The following is a 20358-nucleotide window of genomic DNA, read 5'->3' as shown; positions in this document are numbered from 1 at the left end:
CTTCCTGAATTGTTAGTTCTTAGGATGTACTCAACGCAGGATGTTTATCCTCACATCTTTCGTTGTTATTCGATTTTTGCTATGATGCGTGTATGAGGTGAGAATCGTGAGTTTTAATCACAGGGAAGAACATGTGGACGACGGGATGCTGTTAATTCAGGCGAATCTGGACGACATGAACCCGGAGTGGGTTTCTTATATTATGGACAAGCTCTTTGATGCAGGTGCAAATGATGTTTTTGTGGTCCCGATTATTATGAAAAGAGGGCGGCCAGGCATTATGCTGAATGTGTTGGTCGAGGGGGAACGGCTTTCCGTAATTGAGGACGTTATTTTTGGTGAGACAACGACATTGGGCATTCGATATATGCATGCTTCCTGTCATAGATTGGCTAGAGAATTCGAACAAGTGCAGACCAAGTGGGGAATGCTAACGGTCAAAGTTGGCTATCACCAAGGCAAATTAGTCCAATTCGCACCTGAGTTTAAAGAATGTGAGCAAGTTGCTAAAGAGCATCGAGTACCTTTGAAAATGGTTTACGAAGAAGTTAGACTGCAGTTTATGCAGCAGCACAAAAACGCCTCCTCCTAATTTAAAAGGAAGAGGCGTTTTGTTGTTATTGGTGATCGTGAGAATGCGCGTGCGAGTGATCATGTGAATGAGAGTGGTCATGATCATGATCATGATCATGGTGATGATGGTGATCATCATGTGTATGCCCATGGCTATGGCTATGTTCATGTGCCAGATGATCATGGCCGACTTGCCATTTCCCAATGAAAGGGTCCACTTTCCCGACTACAACGCGAAGCACATTTGGTTGATTTGGTAAATCCCGTGTACCTGCACCGTATCCGATTGTATCTACGATCATCGGAGGGAAACTTTTGGAAAATTCGTCAACGATTCCGGAGATGATGCCTGCCCCTGTTGGGGTGGTCATCTCTAGGCTATAGTTGGTTGAAGCGATGGGTAAACCACGCATCATTTCCAAAGTTGCCGGAGCGGGTACAGGATAAGTGCCATGATCGATATGAATTGTCCCTGAGCCTAGCGGTACTGGGGAAGAAAAAATACGTTCAATTTGCAGAGAGTCAATAGCCAAGGCAACACCTACAATGTCGACAATGGAATCGATAGCTCCGACTTCATGGAAATGCACTTTTTCAACTGGAATACCGTGGATTTTCGCTTCAGCGATACCAATCTTTTCAAAAATGGCGAGGCTGAGTGTTGTGACGCGCTCATTAAATCCAGCCTCTTGAATGACTTTAACAATTTCCGAATAATGACGGTGATGCTTCGGAGGATGCTGAGGATCTAGAATAACATCAAGTTTAAGGGCGGAGATTCCACGCTTAATGACGCGCTTCCATTCCAGCATGTAAGGTTCAAGCTTGATTTTGGTAAGCTCATCTTCAATATAAGTCCGGTCTGCTCCTGCATCAACCAAAGCGCCAAGTGTCATATCGCCGCTGATTCCGGAGAAGCAGTCCAAATATAGAATACGCATGGTACGAATCTCACGCTCGTTTCGACATATTTTTGTTAATGAGCCCTGCATAATAGCCGGCTCCAAAGCCGTTGTCAATGTTCACGACAGAGATACCAGGCGAACAACTGTTTAGCATCGACAAGAGCGGAGCCACGCCTGCAAGGTGCGCGCCATAACCGATACTCGTCGGCACTGCGACGACGGGCTTGGACACGAGCCCGCCAAGCACGCTGGCGAGCGCACCTTCCATGCCGGCCACGACGACAATCGCGTTTGCACCGCGAATGAGGTCCAGTCGGCGGAAGAGGCGGTGAATGCCTGCAACACCGACGTCGAATACGCGTTCGACGTGGCTGCCCAGGCATTCTGCCGTAAGAGCGGCCTCCTCCGCCACGGGGAGGTCGGAGGTGCCCGCACACACGACGGCGATGTAGCCGTCGTGGACTTTCAACATCGGTCGCTTGAACCAAGTGAGCGACCTTGCGGTTTCGTGGTAGGTGACACCTTCCACGGTAGCGATAACATGGGCGGCTTTAGCCGCGTCGACCCGCGTAGCCAGCACGCGGTCGGTGTGCTCCATCAGCCGCCGAAAAATTCCCTCGATCTGCTCGGCGGTTTTGCCTTCCCCGAAAATGACCTCGGGGAAGCCAGTGCGCTTCTCGCGATCGATGTCTAGCTGGGCATATCCAAGATCAAGGTTACCGGGGCCTTCACCGCCGCCATCCTTAATGATTTGCCTTTTGGCTTCCTCTACGTCCAGATCTCCTGCCTGGACGAGCTTTAATATCTTCTCCAAGTCCATCATAAGGATGCTTCTTTCACCTTTTCTTTGGTTTCCTTAGACAGCACTTCGTTCATGCTGCCAGTTCGGTAGCCTTGCAGATCCAGCGTTACGTAAGTAAAGCCGAGCTTACTGAACTTTTCGTAGATCGCGTCACGGTGCTCCACCACTTTATGTATCTCATCCGGCATGACTTCGATCCGGGCAATTTTCTCATGGTGACGCACGCGCACTTGATATAGACCAAGCTGTGACAGGAAGTATTCCCCTTCGTCTAGCTGATCAATTTTCCACTTCTCAATTTGCGTTCCATAAGGGATACGGGAGGACAGACAAGCAAAAGACGGTTTATTCCAAGTACGCAAACCCAGTTCTTTGGAAAGCTGTCTGATTTCGTCCTTGGTCATCCCTGCTTCTTGCAAAGTACTGCGGACTCCTTGCTCGTTCTTGGCTTGCAGCCCTGGTCTGTAGTCACCGAGATCGTCCATATTAGAGCCATCCAGAATGTAGGGGTATCCTAATTCTTTGGCTAGTTGCTGAAGATGTGAATAAAGACCCGTTTTGCAATGGTAGCAGCGGTCAGGATTATTGGCGACGAAATTAGCGTTCTCCAATTCTTTGACCTCTGTTTTGTACAGTGGGACACCGATTTGTTCAGCAAGTTCGACGGCTGCATCGAATTCCCTTGTCGGGAACGTCTCGGATGCGGCAGTGACGGCCAAGACTTGATCACCGAGCTCTTGCTGTGCTCGCTTGAGGACGAATGTACTGTCTACACCTCCGGAGAAGGCAATCAGTACGCGGCCCATGCCTCTTAAAATTTCGCCAAGCTTACGATCCTTCTCGCGCGTTACTTCTTGTATGCTCATGTTTCTTTCCTCCCATACAGCCTATATGTAAAAAGCTGAGCTGTTTTGGTCCATCTAGATAAGTGTATCACAACTGACTGGCAAAGTGGATTGTTTTGTCAGGCATTCATGATATAATAACAACATTGAGAAACCAAATAAAAGGCGGGAAATATAATGCCTACAAAACCATTAGAGAGAAAACCAGACTGGCTTAAAATTAATCTCAAAACGGATGAAAATTTCAAAGAAATAAAATCAATGATGCGTTCCAAGACGCTGCATACGGTTTGCGAGGAAGCCAAATGCCCGAATATTCATGAATGTTGGGCGAATCGAACCGCTACTTTCATGATTTTGGGTGACATTTGTACGCGTGCATGCCGTTTCTGTGCGGTTAAGACAGGGCTGCCAACTGAGTTGGATTTGCAAGAGCCGGAACGCGTGGCTGACGCCGCTTTACAAATGGGCCTGCGCCATTGTGTTGTAACTTCTGTTGCACGTGATGATTTGCAGGATGGCGGAGCGATGATCTTTGCGGAAACCATCAAAGCGATTCGCCGCAAACTGCCTCTTTGCACCGTAGAAGTGCTGATCCCCGATTTCTTGGGCCGTGAAGAATCTTTGGCCACTGTTCTCGAGGCGAAGCCTGATATTTTAAATCATAATATGGAGACGGTTGAACGCATGTCAGACCGCGTCCGTTCCAAAGCGAAATATCACCGCTCATTGGAGCTGCTTCAGCGTTCCAAACGTATTGCTCCAAGCATTCCCACCAAATCCAGCATTATGATTGGCGTAGGTGAGGAATGGGACGAGGTGCTTAAGACGATGGACGATTTACGTGCGGTTGATTGCGATATTATGACAATCGGACAATATTTGCAGCCGTCCACCATCCACCTGGCCGTGTCGAAATATTATACGCCTGAACAGTTCGCCCTTCTTAAAGAAGAGGGAATGAAGCGTGGATTTAAGCACGTAGAGTCAGGGCCTTTGGTGCGCAGCTCCTATCATGCCCATGAGCAGGTTCAAGCGGCATCGAATGTGTAGAACAACGAACGGATCATAGAAAGGAGAGCTTCCTAACATCATGATTCATATTGCTAATAAAACGTATGAGCTCGTTACTGACCATAAAAATGGTTGGAACTTTGAAGTTTTCAAAGAACGCTTCAGCGAAGTATTAGAGCGTTATGATTATATTGTTGGCGATTGGGGTTACAGCCAGTTAAGGCTGAGAGGTTTTTTTAAGGAAATCCATCCTAAAGCAACGAAGGAAACTTCCATTGCCGCTCTTCAGGATTACTTGAATGAGTACTGTAACTTTGGCTGCGCGTATTTCATAATTGAGAAAGTAAACGGAAACAAGCAGCAGCAGCAAGTGCCATCAGAACCTTCGGCAACAACGACCTAAACTGTACGCAAAAAGACGCCACTCCAACTCATGATAGAAAGGGGGCGTCTTTTTTATGGCTTATTTGAGTTCTAATCCTACGAAAGCTTCGCGAACCCGATTCCAGAATGGAAAAGAACGGAATCTTGCAAACTTTACTTTGACATGGGAGGCAACGCGGCAGCGGATTGAAACGACATCATTGCGCTGCATGTACAAATGATCAAGGGAAAGCAACATATTCTGCTGTGCTTTCGGGTAGATGTCACAATGATGATGCTTTGGCAAAATCATAGAGGAACCAAGCGTTCTGTAGACTCTATTGTTAATTGAAGCAATCTCAGCGATTTGAATGGCTTCCAAAGAAGGATGGACCATCGCTCCGCCTAAGCTTTTGTTGTAAGCCGTGCTGCCGGCCGGCGAGGAAATGCAGATACCGTCCCCGCGGAACATTTCGAACATTTCATCATTGATGTGCAGACGTGCAACTAGCGAGACTTCAATGCCCCGCAGCGTAAATTCGTTGAGAGCCAGATGCGTCTCCACGCCATTTTCAGTCGTAATCTCGATTTCTACAACGGGATATTGAACGACATGAAGTTCCTCAGGGGTGCTCACATTGAACATTAGCGAAGCAAGATGGTCTAATTCGTTCGGTTTCCAATCTGCGAAAAAGCCCAAATGCCCCGTATGAATACCAACAAAGGCGATGTGATCCAGTTGATGTACGTAATTATGAAAGGCTTGAAGCATCGTGCCATCCCCACCAATGGAAAGGACAATGTCGGGATTGACTTCATCCCTAGGCATGCCTTGGCTAGCTGCGAGCGCATGGAACCGCGCTGTCAACTCTTTGGAGATATCATCGCCTCGTTCAATAACGTTGTATTTCAATCGTTTTCCTCCTATTGAAGCGTGCAGTATTTGTCAATTTCTTGCAGGATGGATTCGGGCATATGCCGAAATTTGGCAGCGACGCGGTATGAATCGTTGCTGAAATTTGTCACCCTAATAATTTCGCCATAGGCGGTAATCGGCCCGGGAAACCCTGACAGAATGAAGCTGAACTCCAGAAATAAGGGATAAAAAAGCCGATTCGTCGTAACAAAAGAAAGACCTCCCGCACTAATATCAAGCAGCTGTCCTGTGAAAGCGACGCCCTTGCGTGAGGATAAGCCGCGAATGCCGACAATTTGAAGGGTAATAGGTGTTCGAAGGGAGAGCTTTGCCCGGTTGTGCTGTCGGTTCTGATGCTGCTGAAGATCTTCGGGAATAGATAGCGTGAGGTAACAAATCGTCTTTTTCAACTCAAGTTGCAGGAACTCAACGTACGTATAATATAAAATCCCACGGGCTTTAAAAGAAAATTCAATAAATGAAACATGTTCAAGTTTGTCGAATGGAAACAATCCTGAGACCTCTAACGAAACGGTGAAGGAATCTTCACCAATTTTATCGATGGAGAAATTATCTTCATAGCAAAACGGCTGTCCATCTTTACATTCACCGACAACGATCAAATGACAGTCTGCATTCGGTGCGATATATGCCAATTCTAGTGCCTTATTCCAATCCATAGCATCACCAAGTGGTTAGATTTGCATTCATGAACGCATGCACATACCGTAAGTTCTCTTTTCATAATAATTTATAAAAGAAAATAAGAAAAGCCCCTAACGGGGCTTTATCGGGGAAATCATACATTTATTGCCATGATAAGGTGCTGGTAACTAAAGAAAGTTCGAAAGAGTGGGCGAAGTTTGTCGAAATAGGTCGAACTCGGATGGAAAAGTGGGGTCCATGGATGAGATGCCCGGGAATGGCCGCTTTATAGCTCTGTATGTGCTCAACCAGCTCACCAGTAGGCTCCATGGCAATGATTCTCTGCTCCCATTTTTCGCCGTTGTCCTCGTAATAAATGATTTCTACGGCCGTATCTTGCGGCCAAATAGGGCCGAAGTGGACCTGCGCGGAAACTTCCTTCGTTGATGGTTTGATTTCACTTAATGGAACTTCCGTAGACAATTTGGCGGAGCGATCATCGATGCCAATAATTTTTACCTGATACCAGTTGTTTCGGATGAACTGCTTATAATCGGCAACCTTTGTAGCAATTTCGTAATGATTAGCTACAAACAGTCGTGCGCGATCTGCTGTCGGCAAGTAGGTCTCTTCCGTGTAATCCTGTACCATACGGTGTGTATTATAAACAGGGCTAAGCGATTGGATAGAGCGCTTCATCCGGTTGATCCATTGATGCGGGAGATTTCCTTGATTGTAGTACAAGGGAATGATTTCTTTCTCGAGTATGTGATAGATCGATTGGGTATTTTCTTTCTCCTGCACAGCCCAGTCGGCCGTACCTGTTGAACCAATCGCCCAACCGTTCATCCCGTTGTAGCCTTCTTCCCACCAGCCGTCTAGCACGCTAAAATTAAGTACCCCGTTCATTGCCGCTTTTTGTCCGCTCGTACCGCTGGCTTCAAGGGGTCTCCGAGGGTTGTTCAGCCAGACATCTACGCCTTGTACGAGGTAGCGCGCCATATTCATGTCATAGTTCTCGAGCATAACGACTTTGCCTATAAATTCCTTCATCTGCGAAATGCGGTAAATTTCGCGGATAAGCTCCTGACCAGGATAATCGGCAGGATGAGCTTTGCCGGCAAAAATAAATTGGACCGGTCGGTCGGGATCGCTGATTAATTTCTTGAGCCGGTACAAATCGTTAAAAATCATATTAGCCCGCTTGTATGTGGCAAACCTTCTGGCAAAACCGATGGTCAAGGCTTTAGGGTTCAAATACTGCCTGACTTCTGCAATGCGCTCCTCCGATTCTCCATTGCGTTTGCGCTGCTCCATTATATTCTGGCGAGCGAAGCGTACCAGGTCATCTTTCAACTGCTGATGCACTTTCCAAATGGATTCATCCGGGATGACTTCAACTTGCTGCCATTGATGCTTGTTGCCCTGTTCTTCCCGCCAAGTACCGGGAAGGAAGCGATCCAGCAGTTCTTTCCACTCTGGAGCTGTCCAGGTATCCAAGTGAACCCCATTCGTAATGGAGCCGATAGGGACCTCATTAGCATCAATGTGACCGTGAAATTCTTTGAACATTTCACGCGAAACTTGCCCATGGAGTTTACTGACGCCATTCCTCAGTCCGGCTGTATTCATGGCCAGATGAGTCATATTAAACTGGCCTGTATGATGGTCAAGACCAAGCGCTATAATGGCCTGCTTGTGGCGCGACAGCTCATGGAAGAGCGGTCCGAGATAGTGCTCCACCATCCCGATGGAGAACGTGTCATGCCCCGCAGGAACAGGTGTATGGGTTGTGAACACCGTAGCGGAGCGAACGGTTTCCACTGCCACATGGAAAGGGAGGCCCAGATGCAGCAGCTCCTTTAACCGCTCCAGCGTGAGGAAAGCTGCATGACCTTCGTTAATGTGGTACACGTTAGGGTAGATGCCCAGTGCGCGGAGCGCTTTGACCCCGCCTATACCAAGCACGATTTCCTGAGCAATCCGTGTATCTTGATTTCCGCCGTACAGCTGAGCGGTCAGCTCTTTGTCTGCCGGATTGTTCGCTTCATGATCGGCGTCTAGTAAATAGATCCGATTGCGGCCGACCTGCACCTGCCAAATTTGCAAGGTGATGGCACGGCCAGGCATATCAATCGAGACCGTGCGGTGAGCGCCTTCATGAAGAACAGGCGCGATCGGCAGTTTTGCGAAATCGTAATCATATAATTCGCTATGCTGTCCGCCGGATGCATCGATTTTTTGTGTAAAATATCCTTTTTTATAGAGAAGGCCAACACCGACTAAAGGAATGCCCAAATCACTTGCCGATTTGGCATGATCGCCTGCCAAGATGCCGAGGCCACCCGAATAGATCGGTAAAGATTCGTGGAAGCCGAATTCGGCGGAGAAGTAAGCAACTTGCACATAGCCTCGATCTCCGTGTTTGTCTTGAAACCAGGTAGGATCGTTCAAATAGGCGTCGAACTTGCTGATCACTTGTCGATATTGAACTAGAAAATCCGTATTGTTGCTTAACGCTTCGAGTGTAGCATCGTCCAAATCGTAAAGGAGGCGAACGGGATTATGGCCGGTTTGAGCCCATTTTGCAGGATCCATTTGTGCAAAAAGCTGCAAGGCATCAGGGTTCCAACTGAACCATAGATTGATGGCCAGCTCAGACAAGCGCTCAATCGCAGGAGGCAACGGTTTTGCTACTTTGAGGATGGCGTTTTGCATTCTGGATGTTCACTCCCTTTATGATCATGATTGTAATTACCCATATTATCTTGTTCCACCAACCTTTTCATACACGAGTCTAAGTAAGGAATATGCAGCAAAGAGCCCAGCAATGACTGTAAAAGCAGCTAAAATCACTGTTCCGCTCACTGGGAGCATTAATCTGAGATAACTGAGAACTGGAGACGACGGGTCATATTGTGGCAGGAAAACAGGTTTTGAGTCTCGGAAGACCTGCATAGGCTCCCAAATAACGAGCACAATAGCTGCGGAGAGCAGGGCATGGATCAAGCGGGCGATGAGAAAAGGCATATAGCGTAAGTTGGTGTGACTCAAAAGGCTGACAATTTGCGCATGAACCGACATGCCGCCCCATGACAATATTAAAGCCCCAATGGCTACTTTGCTGGAAAGCGCCAGCGCGGCCGGAGCGTTCCCCGCAGCCTTTGCACCGATGGTCACCTCGAAGAGGCCGTTCATGACTGCTTGAGAAAGCTCAAGGGGCAGTCCCGTGAAACGTAAGATGGAATCGATGAGCAGGTACATGGCATTCATGACTTTTGCTTCCGTCAAGACCTCCAAAACGACGGAGAAGAAGACAACAAGTCCACCTACGACGAAAATTAAATTGAACGATTGGAGAATCGATTGGCTGAGGAGCTCGCCTATGGATCTTCCATCGGATAATCTTGCATTGTGCATGGAGTCAAATGCTCGTTTCCACATCTTCCCTTTGTTGACGGTCTTTTGCTCGGTGGGTGAGCTTTTCCTGCCGTGGAATCGCATCATTAGCCCAATCAGGAGGGAGCCTCCATAATGGGCTACAGCCAGAATGATGGCCAATGAAGCATCATGGAAGAAGCCTATTGAAACAGCCCCGATCAAAAAGATCGGATCAGAACTTGTTGTAAATGCGACGAGCCGTTCACCTTCCTCGCGATTCACAAGTCGCTGCGTCCATAGCTGGGAGGTCAATTTAGCAGCGACAGGATAGCCGGCTGCGAAGCCCATAGCCACGACAAAGCCGCCGATACCAGGGATACGGAACACAGGGCGCATGATCGGATCAAGAAGTGTGCCGAAGAAATGAACGATGCCAAAGCCAAGCAGAATTTCGGAGATCACGAAGAAGGGAAAGAGTGCGGGAAAGAGCACATCCCACCAGATAGAAACACCGCGTAAGGCTGCCCCAAGGCCGGCATGCGGGAACGCAAATAAGCATAGAATAATGGCAATAACGACAAAAGCCATGAGTAACGCCGCGGTAAAGTTTCGTTTCTCCAAGGAACTTTACACCTCCTCCCTCAACTATATGAAAAGGATGGGACATACATGCCGGCCTAAAAAACTTAGGCTTTGGTACTGTTATGTAGTTGGTTTTATGGTAAAATAGGACTAGTAATAGTCTTAAATCCTAGGCAGCGGGAGTGATTCAAATGACAGGTGTCATTGCCGGTTTGGTCGTTTGCATGTTTGTGTATGTCATTCGAGAAACGCTCATGCACGCAGGGGATGAGGATATAGAAAACTATTAAGTCATTACGAGCAGAGAGGTTTTCATCATGTCAGAGCAAGATCGCAGTACGTTGTTTGAATGGATGGGGGGAGCAGAGACGGTTCGCCGGATTGTGGAAGCTTTCTATCCGAGAGTGCTGAAGCATCCCTTGCTGGCACCGCTGTTCCCTTCAGACATTGGACCTGTTATGGATAAACAATATATGTTTTTAAGCCAATTTTTTGGAGGTCCGACTTTGTATTCGGATGTCCATGGGCACCCTATGATGAGAGCAAGGCATATGGCTTTTCCCATTACAGTGGAGCGTGCGGATGCATGGTTAGGCTGTATGGCAGAAGCTATGGAGGAAGTAGGTCTGCCAGGCGATCTCAGGGATTTTTTACTGCAGCGACTGAAGGGCTCCGCTTATCACTTTGTGAACACACCTGAAGATGAATAGTTCTTCTTTCCTACATTTTTTTAGAGAAGAGGCGGGGTTTCAAGATGGTTGAACCTTTGTATGAGATTTCTGTGAAATGTACGTATTGCGACAATTCCTTCAAATCGATGAAGGTTCGCCCCAGCTTCAAAAAAGCGAGCAAAACCGACGCAGATTTCTGCGTTCATTATAAGGACATCAACCCCGACTACTATGTGGTGAGGATCTGTCCGTACTGCGGCTATGCGCATACCGAAAACTTCTCAGATAAGTGGAAACCGGCTCAACGGGAAGCTTTTAACGAAAAAGTCACCAAAAACTGGTCGAGGCGCAGCTATAGCGGTGAAAGAACGTGGGACGAAACGGTTCAAAGTTATAAACTGGCACTGCTCAGCGCACAGATAAAAGAGGAGAAATCCCGTGTTATCGCAGGACTTCTACATCATTTGGCATGGCTGTATAGAAGCAAAGGTGATTGGGAGCAAGAGAAACGATTCTTGACCTTTGCACTGGAAGCCTACATTCACGTTTATGAAAATGAGGGTATGGATCTCAATAATGCCAGGCTCATGTATTTAATGGGTGAGCTCAATCGCAGATTGGGTCGTTACAATGAGGCGGTCAAATGGTTTTCACGCATTATTAATGACCGTAAAATTATGGATGCCGCGATGATTCGAGCGAGCCGCGAACAGTGGACCATCACCCGGGAAGATATGATGGCTATTCGTATGGAGCTGCCGGAGGAAATGAAACAAGCTACTTAAGTTCTACGATATAAATCAAATGAACGTTTATCTATGTGTTGGGGTGATGGTGATCCCTTGCATAGTTAAGCGTTCATTTTTTGATTCTGAGCTTGGATTTCAATGAAGTGGGTGAAGCGATTTTTTCCTTGATGTTTGGATTCGTAGAGGGCTTGGTCGGCTTCATAAATCATCTGAGTTAATTCAGTCTGAGTCGACTCCGCGGTGGAAATGCCGATAGAGATGGAAACAGGTTTTGGGACCGACTGATCGCCCTCCAGATGTCCAAAGAGGTCGTTATATTGTTTGAAATTATCCAAGTCAATCATCATGATGGACATTTTGCGTTTCAGGAGCGCATTGCTTGCTATCGGCATAAAGCTGCGGAGATTTGGAAGCTTAGTTAAGTTGTCTTGATTGGCCTGCAGCTCCATCTGGCGCTGCATCCGCCAGCTCTTATCCTCATCATTCACCATGATGATGATCGTGATGAAAGCAGCCGACATGATGGCCAGCATGAAAAGCTGATCCCCTACGTAAACCCAGGACAATCTGCTTATGGAAATACCGTGTATCAGAAGGCGCATGAGAAAGACATAAGTACATATTTGGAGCCCGTGACGAATAGGAATGTCCAAGAAGCCGTAACGGTATTCTTTATTGTGAAAGAAGGAGCTTATGAGAGCAGGGGCGAGCAGATCTTGTGCGATGTTGAACCATGCATGGCTTTCATGCGAAATGAAGCTGAAGCCGGTCGGTAATACGGTTGACAGAAGGGCAATCGGCAGTCCATAACGGAGGCCGGCCATGAAGATGGGCAGGGAGCGTAAATCAATCAAACCGAGTGGCTCAGGCAGAGGTTCCAGCATCATGATGATACAAGCGAGGCCAGTGAGTAAAGGGGCAAGAAGCTGCTCGAAGGAATCGGTCAGCATCTTGCCGCGAAGTTTCATCGCCACGTAATTCAGCGTGACTAACGTGCATGCACTTGTCAAAGGAACGAGATACTCATTCATTAGAGCTATTTCTACTCCTTGCGCTTGAAAGCTACGATTGTTTCGTTCGTATAGCGGTGTCCGCCAATAAGTAATCGCGGTCTGTGTCGACGAGCGTCAACTTGTTATGACAGCAAGGAAACACGAGTAGCTTTTTTTTACCTTCGTGAATAGATTTCAATTCGTGGACTTTAATCGGCAGCAGCACATTGGGGCTATGGCAAAACGGACATTCGGCCACATAAACGTCCTTCATTACAATGTCATAAGGCCATGTGTTTGCAAAAGGAAACAGCACAGCTTACTTTGTTTCCGGCTCGCTATTTTCCGAAGCGGAAGATTTCGCGAGTTCTGCTAATTTTTGAAGTAAAATATGTTGTGGCATATGCATGAGATGTTCCAATGGCACTTTAAGCTGTTCAGCCAGCTTGACGGCTGTTTCGGGAGAGATTTGTAACGGTTTCATTGTTGTTGATCACACCATCCTGTTCCGATTTTTTTGCAGGAACTTTACTTCATTGAATCATACTTTTTACCTAGAAGCAATGAGTAAGATTACGGCGATTGCTCCTGATACGCCGTTTATGATTTAATAAAAGATGGAAAGGAAAGGTGATAGCTTTGCTTCATTTACCTCTTAATCAAACATGGAATTTAGAAACCTTTTTCCCTGGCGGAAGTGAGTCTCCAGCTTTCGCAGCTCACCTGAAAGAGCTTCAAGCTTCGATTGCGGCTTTCCAAGAGCAGGTGCGGAGCACACCATCGCCACAGCAAGCAGCAGATACAGAGGGCCTTGCGAAGCTGGTCGAATTGCTTCAACATAATTTGAAACAAATTCATGAGGCGGATTCTTTTGTAGGCTGTCTGCTCGCCGATAATCAGAAGGATAAGAAAGCGCCTGTATTGAACGGACAGGTCAAAAGCTTATACGCCGAGCATCTGTCATCGCTCACGCATTTTGATCAAGTGCTGACCGGCATTCCGGATGGTGTATGGTCAGAGCTGCTGAAGAAAGAGCCGTTCCAAGCTATCGCATTTCCGCTGCATGAACGCCGTGCTTTGGCGCAAGAAAAGCTGTCGCCTGAACAGGAAGCTTTAATTAATGATTTGGCTGTAGACGGCTATCACGGGTGGGGCGACTTGTATAATTCGACCGTAGGTCAATTCCGTATGCCTGTAGAGGTAGACGGAGAGACGGTCGAGCTTTCGGCTGGGCAAGCCTTTAATAAGCTTCATACAGAAAATCGTGAAGAGCGTCTGGCATTGTTTGAGAAATGGGAAAATGCCTGGACGGACAAAGAAGATTACTGTGCAGAGGCGCTGAACCATTTGGCCGGATTCCGTCTCCAAGTGTACAAATACAGAGGCTGGAACAGCATACATAAAGAGCCGCTGGCCATCAATCGAATGGAAGAGAAAACGCTGAATGTGATGTGGGAAGTTATTGACCGCAATAAAGCGATTTTCGTGGAGTACTTGAACCGTAAAGCGAAGCTGCTTGGCGTCGATAAATTGGCGTGGGTTGACGTGGACGCCCCGCTTGGCGACTCGTCCAAGAAAATATCTTACGACGAAGGCGCAAGTCTCATCACCCAGCAATTCGAGCGCTTCAGTCCGAAGCTGGCGGCCTTCTCGGAGATGGCCTTCGAGAATCGCTGGATTGAAGCTGAGGATCGCGCTGGGAAGCGTCCAGGCGGCTTCTGTACATCGTTCCCGGTGGCAGGAGAGACACGTATCTTCATGACGTACGGCGGCACGCTGAACAATGTCTCAACGCTTGCTCATGAGCTTGGCCACGGCTACCATCAGCACGTTATGACGGATATGCCGGCACTCGCGCAAGAGTATGCGATGAACGTCGCGGAAACCGCGTCTACGTTCGCAGAAATGATCGTTGCGGACGCGGTTGTGAAGAGCGCTTCTACCGATGAAGAGCGTATTATTTTGCTTGAAGATAAAATCCAACGGGCTATCGCCTTCTTCATGAATATCCATGCGAGATTCATTTTTGAAACGAACTTCTACGCAGAACGACGTCAAGGTCTCGTGAGCGTAGAGCGTTTAAATGAGCTTATGGTGGATGCTCAGAAGCTTGCTTACAAAGATGCGTTAAGCAGCTATCATCCGCATTTCTGGGCAGCTAAATTGCACTTCTATGCAACCGACGTGCCTTTCTATAACTTCCCTTACACATTCGGCTATATGTTTAGTGCGGGTATTTATGCGAGAGCCGTGCAAGAAGGCGCAGCCTTCGAAGATAAGTACATCTCGCTGCTTAGAGATACAGGCAGCATGAACGTGGAGGAGCTTGCGCAGAAGCATCTCGGCGTCGATTTGACGGAGCCGGATTTCTGGCAAAGCGCTGTCGATATGGCTGTTCAAGATGTGAAGGAATTCATGAAGCTGACAGAAGCAAAAGTTCAAGTGTAAAAAAAAGGGATGTCCTGAGTGTAGAATTATCTACATGAGGGCATCCCTTTTTTTGGTTTTGCTCTTGGGTTGCATTTATAGCTTGAATACTTGAATCGTTTGCTGCAAGTGCGTTACGACGCGTGTCATTTCCTCCGCTTGGGAGACGATTCCTTGTACGGTAGCAATCTGCTCGTTCATAGATGCCGATACTTCTTGTGTACCGGCAGCTGATTCCTCTGTGATTGCCGAGATATTCTCCATAGCAGCAGCAATTTGTTCGGAGCTAACCAGCATCTGTTCGCTTTCTTCTGCAAAGCGTGTGATTTCCTCTGAAATAAAACCAACGCTGTCGACAATTTGGGAGAAAACAATTTCTGTTTGATCGATAAGCACGGTTTGCTTCTTGACGACATCCTCGTTGACTTGAATGCTGCGAATCGCTTCCTGGATGCCCTGCTCGATGCTCTTCACAAAACCGAAAACTTCACGTGTAAGGGAAGTGGACTCTTCGGCAAGTTTGCGCACCTCCTGCGCAACGACAGCAAAGCCCCGGCCGTGTTCGCCTGCTCGGGCTGCCTCAATAGATGCGTTAAGAGACAATAGATTCGTTTGCTCAGCAATCTCCGAAATCGCGCGGGTTACGTTGGTGATGCCTGCCGCTTGACGGGCCAGCATATCAATGGTTTCGGAAACTTGCTGTGTAACTTCCACATTTCGCTTCATGCCGACGCCTTGGCTCTCAACGGAGGTGCGGCCTTTTTCGACAAGGGTCATCATCTGGTCCGAGCGTTGTTTCATTTCTTTTGCCGAGCCAGCATAGTTTACAATCTTCATTTCAATGTCTTTGGAGGTGATTGAAACTCCGGATACTTCTTCTGAAATTTGGCCTGCACCGGCAGCTAGTTCATGGGCCGAAATGCTCACCTGTTCCAGGACCGTGCGAAAATTTTCATTTTTGGAGTAAATGTCACGGCTGGTTTGAAAGACTTGTTTCGAAATAGAACCGGTATCGCGAAGAATTTCACGAAGCTTATCAATCATTTTGTTAAAGGATTGGCCGAGCTGACCCAACGTATCATCAGAGGTAACCGTCACTTTTTGGGAGAAGTCGCCTTTGGAAATATTGAGTGCAATACGGGATAAATCCGCCACAGGCTCTGTCAGTTGGTTCTCGAACCATTTAATGAAGGGGTAGCTTAAAGCGAGAAGCATAATCAGGAAAATAATTCCTAGTAAGCGGTTCCAATCAGAAGCAAACGTAAGAATTAGCATAAATACACAGTTTAAACCAATCAGTGCATAGCAGCCTAACTGTAACTTCTTTCTAAAAGATAGGGATGACATTTTATCCAATCTGACCGACTCCTCGCGAAATTTGTTATGTATGCAGGAATAATGGACTATGTTTGAAAATTATACCATTGAATTCGGAAACATTCTACACCAATTCGACAAATATCGCTCACATTCGAACTAAAAAAGTACTAAATATAAAGGGAATGTCAAGAATAATAAAAATTGTATGAATATTTAAATAAATTGTTGAAATGTGTAAAAAGTATCGATATAATAGGTCTACACTCACAATTTACATAATAAGTAAAAAAATATATCTTAAGGGGGAAAATGATGAGTTTGGATCAAATGTCACTTGCAAGACAAATTGATTTGGTATTTAGAAGGATTAAGGATGAATTATCCCATGTGAGTTCAGGTACGGTGTTTGTGCATATTCGCAACAATGAAATCGGTAAATTCGGTGTGAGGCACCTCCCGTTCGAAAGCAAGGACGGCGTGCTGCCGGAGATTGTAGTTAAGGGGCTTACCGAGCTGCAGTTTCAAGCTTTTCGCCAAATGGCGCTTGAATCCCTGAAGCGTAAGAAAAGCTGGACACATGGTGAAATTTTCTTTGATTTTACGGTCAGACAAAGTATATTGTCGGCAAGTATTACATTTGAAAGCAATTATAATATGGCTAGCTTGGCCAAAACGATTTAGCACTCATCCCTGAAGCGAAAAACACCCCCAGTCATGTTACGTGACCGGGGGTGTTTGCATATCGGGAGTATTAGCCGCGATTTCTGCTGCGATACAGGACATAGATGAACAATGGCGCTCCGATGGCCGCTGTGAAAACGCCTGCCGGAATATCGAGTGGCTTGAACACGAAACGTCCCGCCAAATCCGCAAGAAGTAGGAGTAAGGAACCAGTCAACGCAGAAACGGGAATTAGCGAGCCGAAGCTGGGTCCTACAAATTTGCGAGCTATATGTGGGGCCATGAGACCAATGAAATTAATGGCTCCTCCGAATGCTACTGCCGCACCGGACAATGCGACACTTAACATAATGAGTAGAAAGCGCTGGCGCTGTACGCTGCTTCCCACATTCCGGGCGATGTCTTCGCCTAACGACTGTACGTTAATATGCCGCGCATACAAGAAAATAATCGGGATCAGAAGTCCGACCCATGGAAGAAGCGGATAAACGGCCTTTTGCCATGAAACGCCGTAGATGCTGCCTGTCATAAAAGTCAATGACTGATTGGCGAGAATGATCGGGCCTGAAATCATCATCAGATAGGAGACAGCGCTCATCGCAGCTGTGAAGCCTGTGCCGATAAGAACGAGCCGAAGCGGGGTAATACCATTTTTCCATGAGAAGAAGTAGACCAGCAAGGTGGCGGCGAATGCTCCTAAAATAGCGGCGACAGGCAGCCAGTGAATGCTAATTTTATCTGAGAAAAAGAAGAAAAATGATACCGCGCCGAGCGTAGCTCCACCCGTTGAGCCGATGGTATCCGGCGATGTTAGCGGATTGCGTACGATCCCTTGCAGAATGGCGCCGGCAACGCCCAGCGATGCCCCGATCAAAACCGCAACAATCACCCTAGGCAGACGTAAAGATCTGACAATCATCGTGCTGGGATCAGTTCCATAACCGAATACGGCTCGCACGACCTCAATAGGCTTGATATAAATGCTGCCGATTCCAGTGCTTAGAATCATGACAATAATAACGGCTAGGAGTAATAACAGTGATACAAGGACAGATTTCTTGCTGACCATATAAGAGAAGCTTTTGCTTCGAAGCGTGACATATCGATTGGAATGACTCATTTCAGCAGTCCCCCTTTGCGAGCGATGTAAATAAAGAAGGGAACTCCGAGAATGGCTGTCGTTACACCAACATGAACTTCCTTCGGCATGACGATGAAACGGGCGATGATGTCTGCGCCAACGAGTAAAATGCCGCCGAGAACGGCGCAGTAAGGAATGACCCAGCGATAATCGATTCCGACGAGAAATCGCACGATATGCGGGATGATGATCCCTACAAAAACAATCGGACCTGCAACGGCGACGGAGCCTCCGGCTAATAATACAATAACGATGGCGGTAATGAATTTCACGTAAATGGTTCGTTGTCCAAGCCCTTTCGCTACATCATCCCCCATAGACAAGATGTTGATGTGCGGTGAAAGAAGAAACGCGCCGATCCATGCGACGAGGATATAAGGATAGACGGATTGGAGCATAGCCATTGTCCTGCCTTCGACGGATCCGACAAGCCAATAAAGAACCTGGTCAAACGCTTTACCATTTCCAAGCAAGATGCCTTGAGTAAGCGATCCGAAGAAGGCCGTCATGGCCGAGCCTGCCAACGTAATTTTCATCGGCGTTAAGCCGTCTTTGCCCAATGAGCCAAGTCCATAGACAAGAGATGAGCTCACGGCAGCGCCCAGAAAAGCGATCCAAGTGAATTGCGAGAGGCTGGACACATTGAAAAATCCGACGGAAAGCACGATAGCAAAGGCTGCGCCTGAATTAATGCCAAAAATACTTGGCGATGCGAGCGGGTTCCTTGTCATTGCCTGCATGAGCGCCCCTGCAATGGCTAAACTTCCGCCTACAAGTGCGGCAATTAACGCTCTTGGAATACGTACGGTTTGAATGATGATAGCCTCGTTCGAAGGCTTCGCTACAGAATCGAAAGACTGCAAGACCTGTGCCCATGAATAGGAATGCAGGCCGAATCTGACGCTGCAAACCATCATGCCAGCAAGTACGATGAGAGCTGCAATCAGTCCGATAGTTCTAAACAATTGAGATTGACCTTTTTTGATTGAATGATCCATGATAAATGCCTGCTTCCTTATTAGCTGCTTCATATATTTTAATGAGAACAGCAGTTGAAGTCAACGATTTTGAGAATCATTATCAATTTCAATTGACAGAATGATTAAAACCAAGTACCATATGTTTAAGATAATGATAATCGTTATCATCAATTGACCGTGTGGAGGGAACGCAGTAAGATGTTTGGAAAAAGTAAACAACTAAGAAGAGCTTGGACTCTTGTTGCCATTCTGTTTGTAGTATCTATTGTTTTAACAGCTTGTGGGGAAAAGCCCAGCGCACAGCCTTCAACATCCGCAGCACCGAAAGAGACAGCAACGTCGGAAGGTCCTCGTACAATTAAGCATGCAATGGGGGAAACCGCTGTACCTGCTCATCCGCAACGCGTTGTTATTTTGACGAATGAAGGGACAGAAGCCCTTTTAGCTTTAGGCATTAAACCAGTTGGCGCTGTCGAATCTTACTATGGGAATCCATGGTTTGACCATATTAAAGCAGATATGCAAGGTGTTACAACCGTTGGTGGAGAGTCACAGCCAAACCTTGAGTTAATCGCATCTCTGAAGCCCGATTTAATTATCGGTAACAAAATGCGTCATGAGAAAGTGTACGACCAACTAAAAGCGATTGCTCCAACGGTCTATTCGGAGACATTGCGCGGTGAGTGGAAAAGTAACTTCGCATTATATGCAGAAGCTTTGAATAAGAAAGCAGAAGGCGATAAAATTATCGCGGACTTCGATAAACGAATTGACGATTTCAAAAGCAAAGCGGGCGATAAGCTGAAAGAGAAAGTCGCTGTTGTTCGTTTCATGGGCGGTAAAACGCGTTACTACTACGGCAATATGTTCACTGGCGTTATCTTTAAACAAATCGGTTTTGGTCGTTCGGATGCGAAAAGCGATGAGAAGTCGTTCGAAGACATTACCAAGGAGCGTCTGACTGAGCTTGATGCGGCAGATCGTGTGTTCTACTTCACATATGAGACTGGTGACGGTAAAGGTACGAAGCAAGAGCAGGAATGGATGAATGATCCGCTCTGGAAAAACCTCAAAGTCGTGAAGGACAATAAGTTAGTGAAAGTCAATGATGCGACATGGAACACAGCCGGCGGTGTGAAAGCGGCGAATATCATGTTGGATGATTTGTACAAGATCTACGATGTAAAGCCTTAATAAAGGAGAGGACTGCTTATTGCGAGCAGTCTTTTTTTCTGTAGATAAGAAGTATAAGGTTTATACTTTGCTTCGCATCTACCTTGACAAACGCGCTCGTCCTAAAAGGATGAAGAAGTCGTTTATCCTTGTATTGACGCAAAAAAGAGGGCTTCCTTTTCTGTAGCCTAGCTACTT

The 20358-nt window shown here is 46.9% G+C and carries 21 protein-coding genes; 8 read left to right on the top strand and 13 right to left on the bottom strand.

Annotated elements, in window-relative coordinates:
• Positions 1–106 precede the first annotated feature (106 nt).
• Positions 107–592, top strand: a complete 486-nt coding sequence (gene larC2 / locus J2Z65_RS08800) for a nickel pincer cofactor biosynthesis protein LarC2 (protein ID WP_167062413.1) — start codon at positions 107–109, stop codon at positions 590–592.
• 25 nt (positions 593–617) lie between these two features.
• Here larC2 and larC read toward each other — a convergent pair whose 3' ends face one another.
• From larC to larE, 3 genes are read right to left on the bottom strand one after another with little or no spacing between them, the layout of a single operon-like run.
• A complete protein-coding gene (gene larC / locus J2Z65_RS08795; protein WP_167062410.1) occupies positions 618–1514 on the bottom strand; it encodes a nickel pincer cofactor biosynthesis protein LarC in 897 nt (298 codons plus the stop codon).
• A 10-nt stretch (positions 1515–1524) separates the two neighbouring features.
• Entirely contained in the window at positions 1525–2301 is a 777-nt protein-coding gene (gene larB / locus J2Z65_RS08790) for a nickel pincer cofactor biosynthesis protein LarB (RefSeq protein WP_167062407.1), read from the bottom strand.
• Positions 2298–3146 (bottom strand): ATP-dependent sacrificial sulfur transferase LarE, encoded by an 849-nt coding sequence (gene larE / locus J2Z65_RS08785; RefSeq protein ID WP_127453040.1) that lies wholly within the window; start codon positions 3144–3146, stop codon positions 2298–2300. The genes larB and larE overlap by 4 nt, the downstream gene beginning before the upstream one ends.
• A 156-nt stretch (positions 3147–3302) precedes the next feature.
• On the opposite strand from larE, the gene lipA reads away from it, so the two are divergent.
• The gene (gene lipA, locus J2Z65_RS08780) at positions 3303–4178 is read left to right on the top strand and encodes a lipoyl synthase (protein WP_167062403.1); all 876 of its coding nucleotides are present in this window, start codon (positions 3303–3305) and stop codon (positions 4176–4178) included.
• Between the two features lie 40 nt (positions 4179–4218).
• Positions 4219–4542 carry a YutD family protein gene (locus J2Z65_RS08775; RefSeq protein WP_167062400.1) on the top strand — a complete coding sequence of 108 codons (324 nt, stop codon included), beginning with the start codon at positions 4219–4221 and terminating at the stop codon, positions 4540–4542.
• Positions 4543–4602: 60 nt separating this feature from the next.
• On the opposite strand, the gene J2Z65_RS08770 is transcribed toward J2Z65_RS08775, so the two are convergent.
• The 4 genes from J2Z65_RS08770 to ylbJ form a co-directional block, all read right to left on the bottom strand.
• Complete coding sequence (locus J2Z65_RS08770) at positions 4603–5415, bottom strand: NAD kinase (protein WP_167062397.1); 813 nt, start codon at positions 5413–5415, stop codon at positions 4603–4605.
• Positions 5416–5426: 11 nt separating this feature from the next.
• Entirely contained in the window at positions 5427–6098 is a 672-nt protein-coding gene (locus J2Z65_RS08765) for a PilZ domain-containing protein (protein WP_167062394.1), read from the bottom strand.
• 127 nt (positions 6099–6225) lie between these two features.
• Positions 6226–8781 (bottom strand): alpha-glucan family phosphorylase, encoded by a 2556-nt coding sequence (gene glgP / locus J2Z65_RS08760; RefSeq protein ID WP_167062391.1) that lies wholly within the window; start codon positions 8779–8781, stop codon positions 6226–6228.
• Between the two features lie 45 nt (positions 8782–8826).
• On the bottom strand, positions 8827–10032 hold the full coding sequence (ylbJ, locus tag J2Z65_RS08755; protein ID WP_167062831.1) for a sporulation integral membrane protein YlbJ: 1206 nt from the start codon (positions 10030–10032) through the stop codon (positions 8827–8829).
• A gap of 311 nt (positions 10033–10343) precedes the next feature.
• Here ylbJ and J2Z65_RS08750 point away from each other — a divergent pair, with 311 nt between their 5' ends.
• On the top strand, positions 10344–10736 hold the full coding sequence (locus J2Z65_RS08750; RefSeq protein ID WP_167062388.1) for a globin domain-containing protein: 393 nt from the start codon (positions 10344–10346) through the stop codon (positions 10734–10736).
• A 44-nt stretch (positions 10737–10780) separates the two neighbouring features.
• Positions 10781–11482, top strand: a complete 702-nt coding sequence (locus J2Z65_RS08745; protein ID WP_167062385.1) for a DUF2225 domain-containing protein — start codon at positions 10781–10783, stop codon at positions 11480–11482.
• Between the two features lie 65 nt (positions 11483–11547).
• Here J2Z65_RS08745 and J2Z65_RS08740 read toward each other — a convergent pair whose 3' ends face one another.
• Genes J2Z65_RS08740 through J2Z65_RS08730 form a run of 3 tightly spaced genes read right to left on the bottom strand, consistent with a single transcriptional unit; the run spans position 11548 to position 12922 of the window.
• Positions 11548–12477, bottom strand: coding sequence for a GGDEF domain-containing protein (locus J2Z65_RS08740; RefSeq protein ID WP_167062382.1), 930 nt, complete (start codon positions 12475–12477; stop codon positions 11548–11550).
• A 31-nt stretch (positions 12478–12508) separates the two neighbouring features.
• Entirely contained in the window at positions 12509–12751 is a 243-nt protein-coding gene (locus tag J2Z65_RS08735) for a hypothetical protein (RefSeq protein WP_167062828.1), read from the bottom strand.
• A 6-nt stretch (positions 12752–12757) separates the two neighbouring features.
• The gene (locus J2Z65_RS08730) at positions 12758–12922 is read right to left on the bottom strand and encodes a YycC family protein (RefSeq protein WP_167062379.1); all 165 of its coding nucleotides are present in this window, start codon (positions 12920–12922) and stop codon (positions 12758–12760) included.
• A 155-nt stretch (positions 12923–13077) separates the two neighbouring features.
• Between J2Z65_RS08730 and J2Z65_RS08725 the strand changes: the two genes are divergently transcribed.
• Positions 13078–14886: a M3 family oligoendopeptidase gene (locus tag J2Z65_RS08725; protein WP_167062376.1), complete on the top strand. Its 1809-nt coding sequence runs from the start codon at positions 13078–13080 to the stop codon at positions 14884–14886.
• A 75-nt stretch (positions 14887–14961) separates the two neighbouring features.
• Here the strand turns inward: J2Z65_RS08725 and J2Z65_RS08720 are convergent, their stop codons facing one another.
• Positions 14962–16212 carry a methyl-accepting chemotaxis protein gene (locus J2Z65_RS08720; protein WP_338111742.1) on the bottom strand — a complete coding sequence of 417 codons (1251 nt, stop codon included), beginning with the start codon at positions 16210–16212 and terminating at the stop codon, positions 14962–14964.
• Between the two features lie 282 nt (positions 16213–16494).
• On the opposite strand from J2Z65_RS08720, the gene J2Z65_RS08715 reads away from it, so the two are divergent.
• On the top strand, positions 16495–16866 hold the full coding sequence (locus J2Z65_RS08715; protein WP_167062370.1) for an O-methyltransferase: 372 nt from the start codon (positions 16495–16497) through the stop codon (positions 16864–16866).
• 70 nt (positions 16867–16936) lie between these two features.
• Here the strand turns inward: J2Z65_RS08715 and J2Z65_RS08710 are convergent, their stop codons facing one another.
• Both J2Z65_RS08710 and J2Z65_RS08705 read right to left on the bottom strand, forming a co-directional pair.
• Positions 16937–17986 (bottom strand): FecCD family ABC transporter permease, encoded by a 1050-nt coding sequence (locus J2Z65_RS08710; RefSeq protein ID WP_167062367.1) that lies wholly within the window; start codon positions 17984–17986, stop codon positions 16937–16939.
• Positions 17983–19005, bottom strand: a complete 1023-nt coding sequence (locus J2Z65_RS08705; protein WP_167062364.1) for a FecCD family ABC transporter permease — start codon at positions 19003–19005, stop codon at positions 17983–17985. Before J2Z65_RS08705 ends, J2Z65_RS08710 begins: the two co-directional genes overlap by 4 nt.
• Before the next feature lie 180 nt (positions 19006–19185).
• Between J2Z65_RS08705 and J2Z65_RS08700 the strand changes: the two genes are divergently transcribed.
• Positions 19186–20181, top strand: a complete 996-nt coding sequence (locus J2Z65_RS08700; RefSeq protein WP_167062361.1) for an ABC transporter substrate-binding protein — start codon at positions 19186–19188, stop codon at positions 20179–20181.
• The last annotated feature ends 177 nt before the right edge of the window (positions 20182–20358 follow it).

Origin of the sequence: Paenibacillus aceris, from assembly GCF_017874035.1 — a bacterium.
In the GTDB taxonomy this organism is placed as follows: domain Bacteria; phylum Bacillota; class Bacilli; order Paenibacillales; family NBRC-103111; genus Paenibacillus_E; species Paenibacillus_E aceris.
This window is presented reverse-complemented; position numbering and strand designations above follow the sequence as displayed.

Bases quoted from the DNA above. Each gene is read 5' to 3' on its own strand.
- J2Z65_RS08745 (WP_167062385.1), top strand. From the start codon at position 10,781: ATGGTTGAACCTTTGTATGAGATTTCTGTGAAATGTACGTATTGCGAC.
- ylbJ (WP_167062831.1), bottom strand. From the start codon at position 10,032: ATGGCTTTTGTCGTTATTGCCATTATTCTATGCTTATTTGCGTTCCCG.
- glgP (WP_167062391.1), bottom strand. From the start codon at position 8,781: ATGCAAAACGCCATCCTCAAAGTAGCAAAACCGTTGCCTCCTGCGATT.
- J2Z65_RS08700 (WP_167062361.1), top strand. From the start codon at position 19,186: ATGTTTGGAAAAAGTAAACAACTAAGAAGAGCTTGGACTCTTGTTGCC.
- larB (WP_167062407.1), bottom strand. From the start codon at position 2,301: ATGATGGACTTGGAGAAGATATTAAAGCTCGTCCAGGCAGGAGATCTG.
- J2Z65_RS08730 (WP_167062379.1), bottom strand. From the start codon at position 12,922: ATGAAACCGTTACAAATCTCTCCCGAAACAGCCGTCAAGCTGGCTGAA.
- larE (WP_127453040.1), bottom strand. From the start codon at position 3,146: ATGAGCATACAAGAAGTAACGCGCGAGAAGGATCGTAAGCTTGGCGAA.
- lipA (WP_167062403.1), top strand. From the start codon at position 3,303: ATGCCTACAAAACCATTAGAGAGAAAACCAGACTGGCTTAAAATTAAT.
- J2Z65_RS08750 (WP_167062388.1), top strand. From the start codon at position 10,344: ATGTCAGAGCAAGATCGCAGTACGTTGTTTGAATGGATGGGGGGAGCA.
- J2Z65_RS08715 (WP_167062370.1), top strand. From the start codon at position 16,495: ATGATGAGTTTGGATCAAATGTCACTTGCAAGACAAATTGATTTGGTA.
- J2Z65_RS08705 (WP_167062364.1), bottom strand. From the start codon at position 19,005: ATGGATCATTCAATCAAAAAAGGTCAATCTCAATTGTTTAGAACTATC.
- J2Z65_RS08720 (WP_338111742.1), bottom strand. From the start codon at position 16,212: ATGTCATCCCTATCTTTTAGAAAGAAGTTACAGTTAGGCTGCTATGCA.
- J2Z65_RS08710 (WP_167062367.1), bottom strand. From the start codon at position 17,986: ATGAGTCATTCCAATCGATATGTCACGCTTCGAAGCAAAAGCTTCTCT.
- larC (WP_167062410.1), bottom strand. From the start codon at position 1,514: ATGCGTATTCTATATTTGGACTGCTTCTCCGGAATCAGCGGCGATATG.
- J2Z65_RS08765 (WP_167062394.1), bottom strand. From the start codon at position 6,098: ATGGATTGGAATAAGGCACTAGAATTGGCATATATCGCACCGAATGCA.
- J2Z65_RS08740 (WP_167062382.1), bottom strand. From the start codon at position 12,477: ATGAATGAGTATCTCGTTCCTTTGACAAGTGCATGCACGTTAGTCACG.
- J2Z65_RS08775 (WP_167062400.1), top strand. From the start codon at position 4,219: ATGATTCATATTGCTAATAAAACGTATGAGCTCGTTACTGACCATAAA.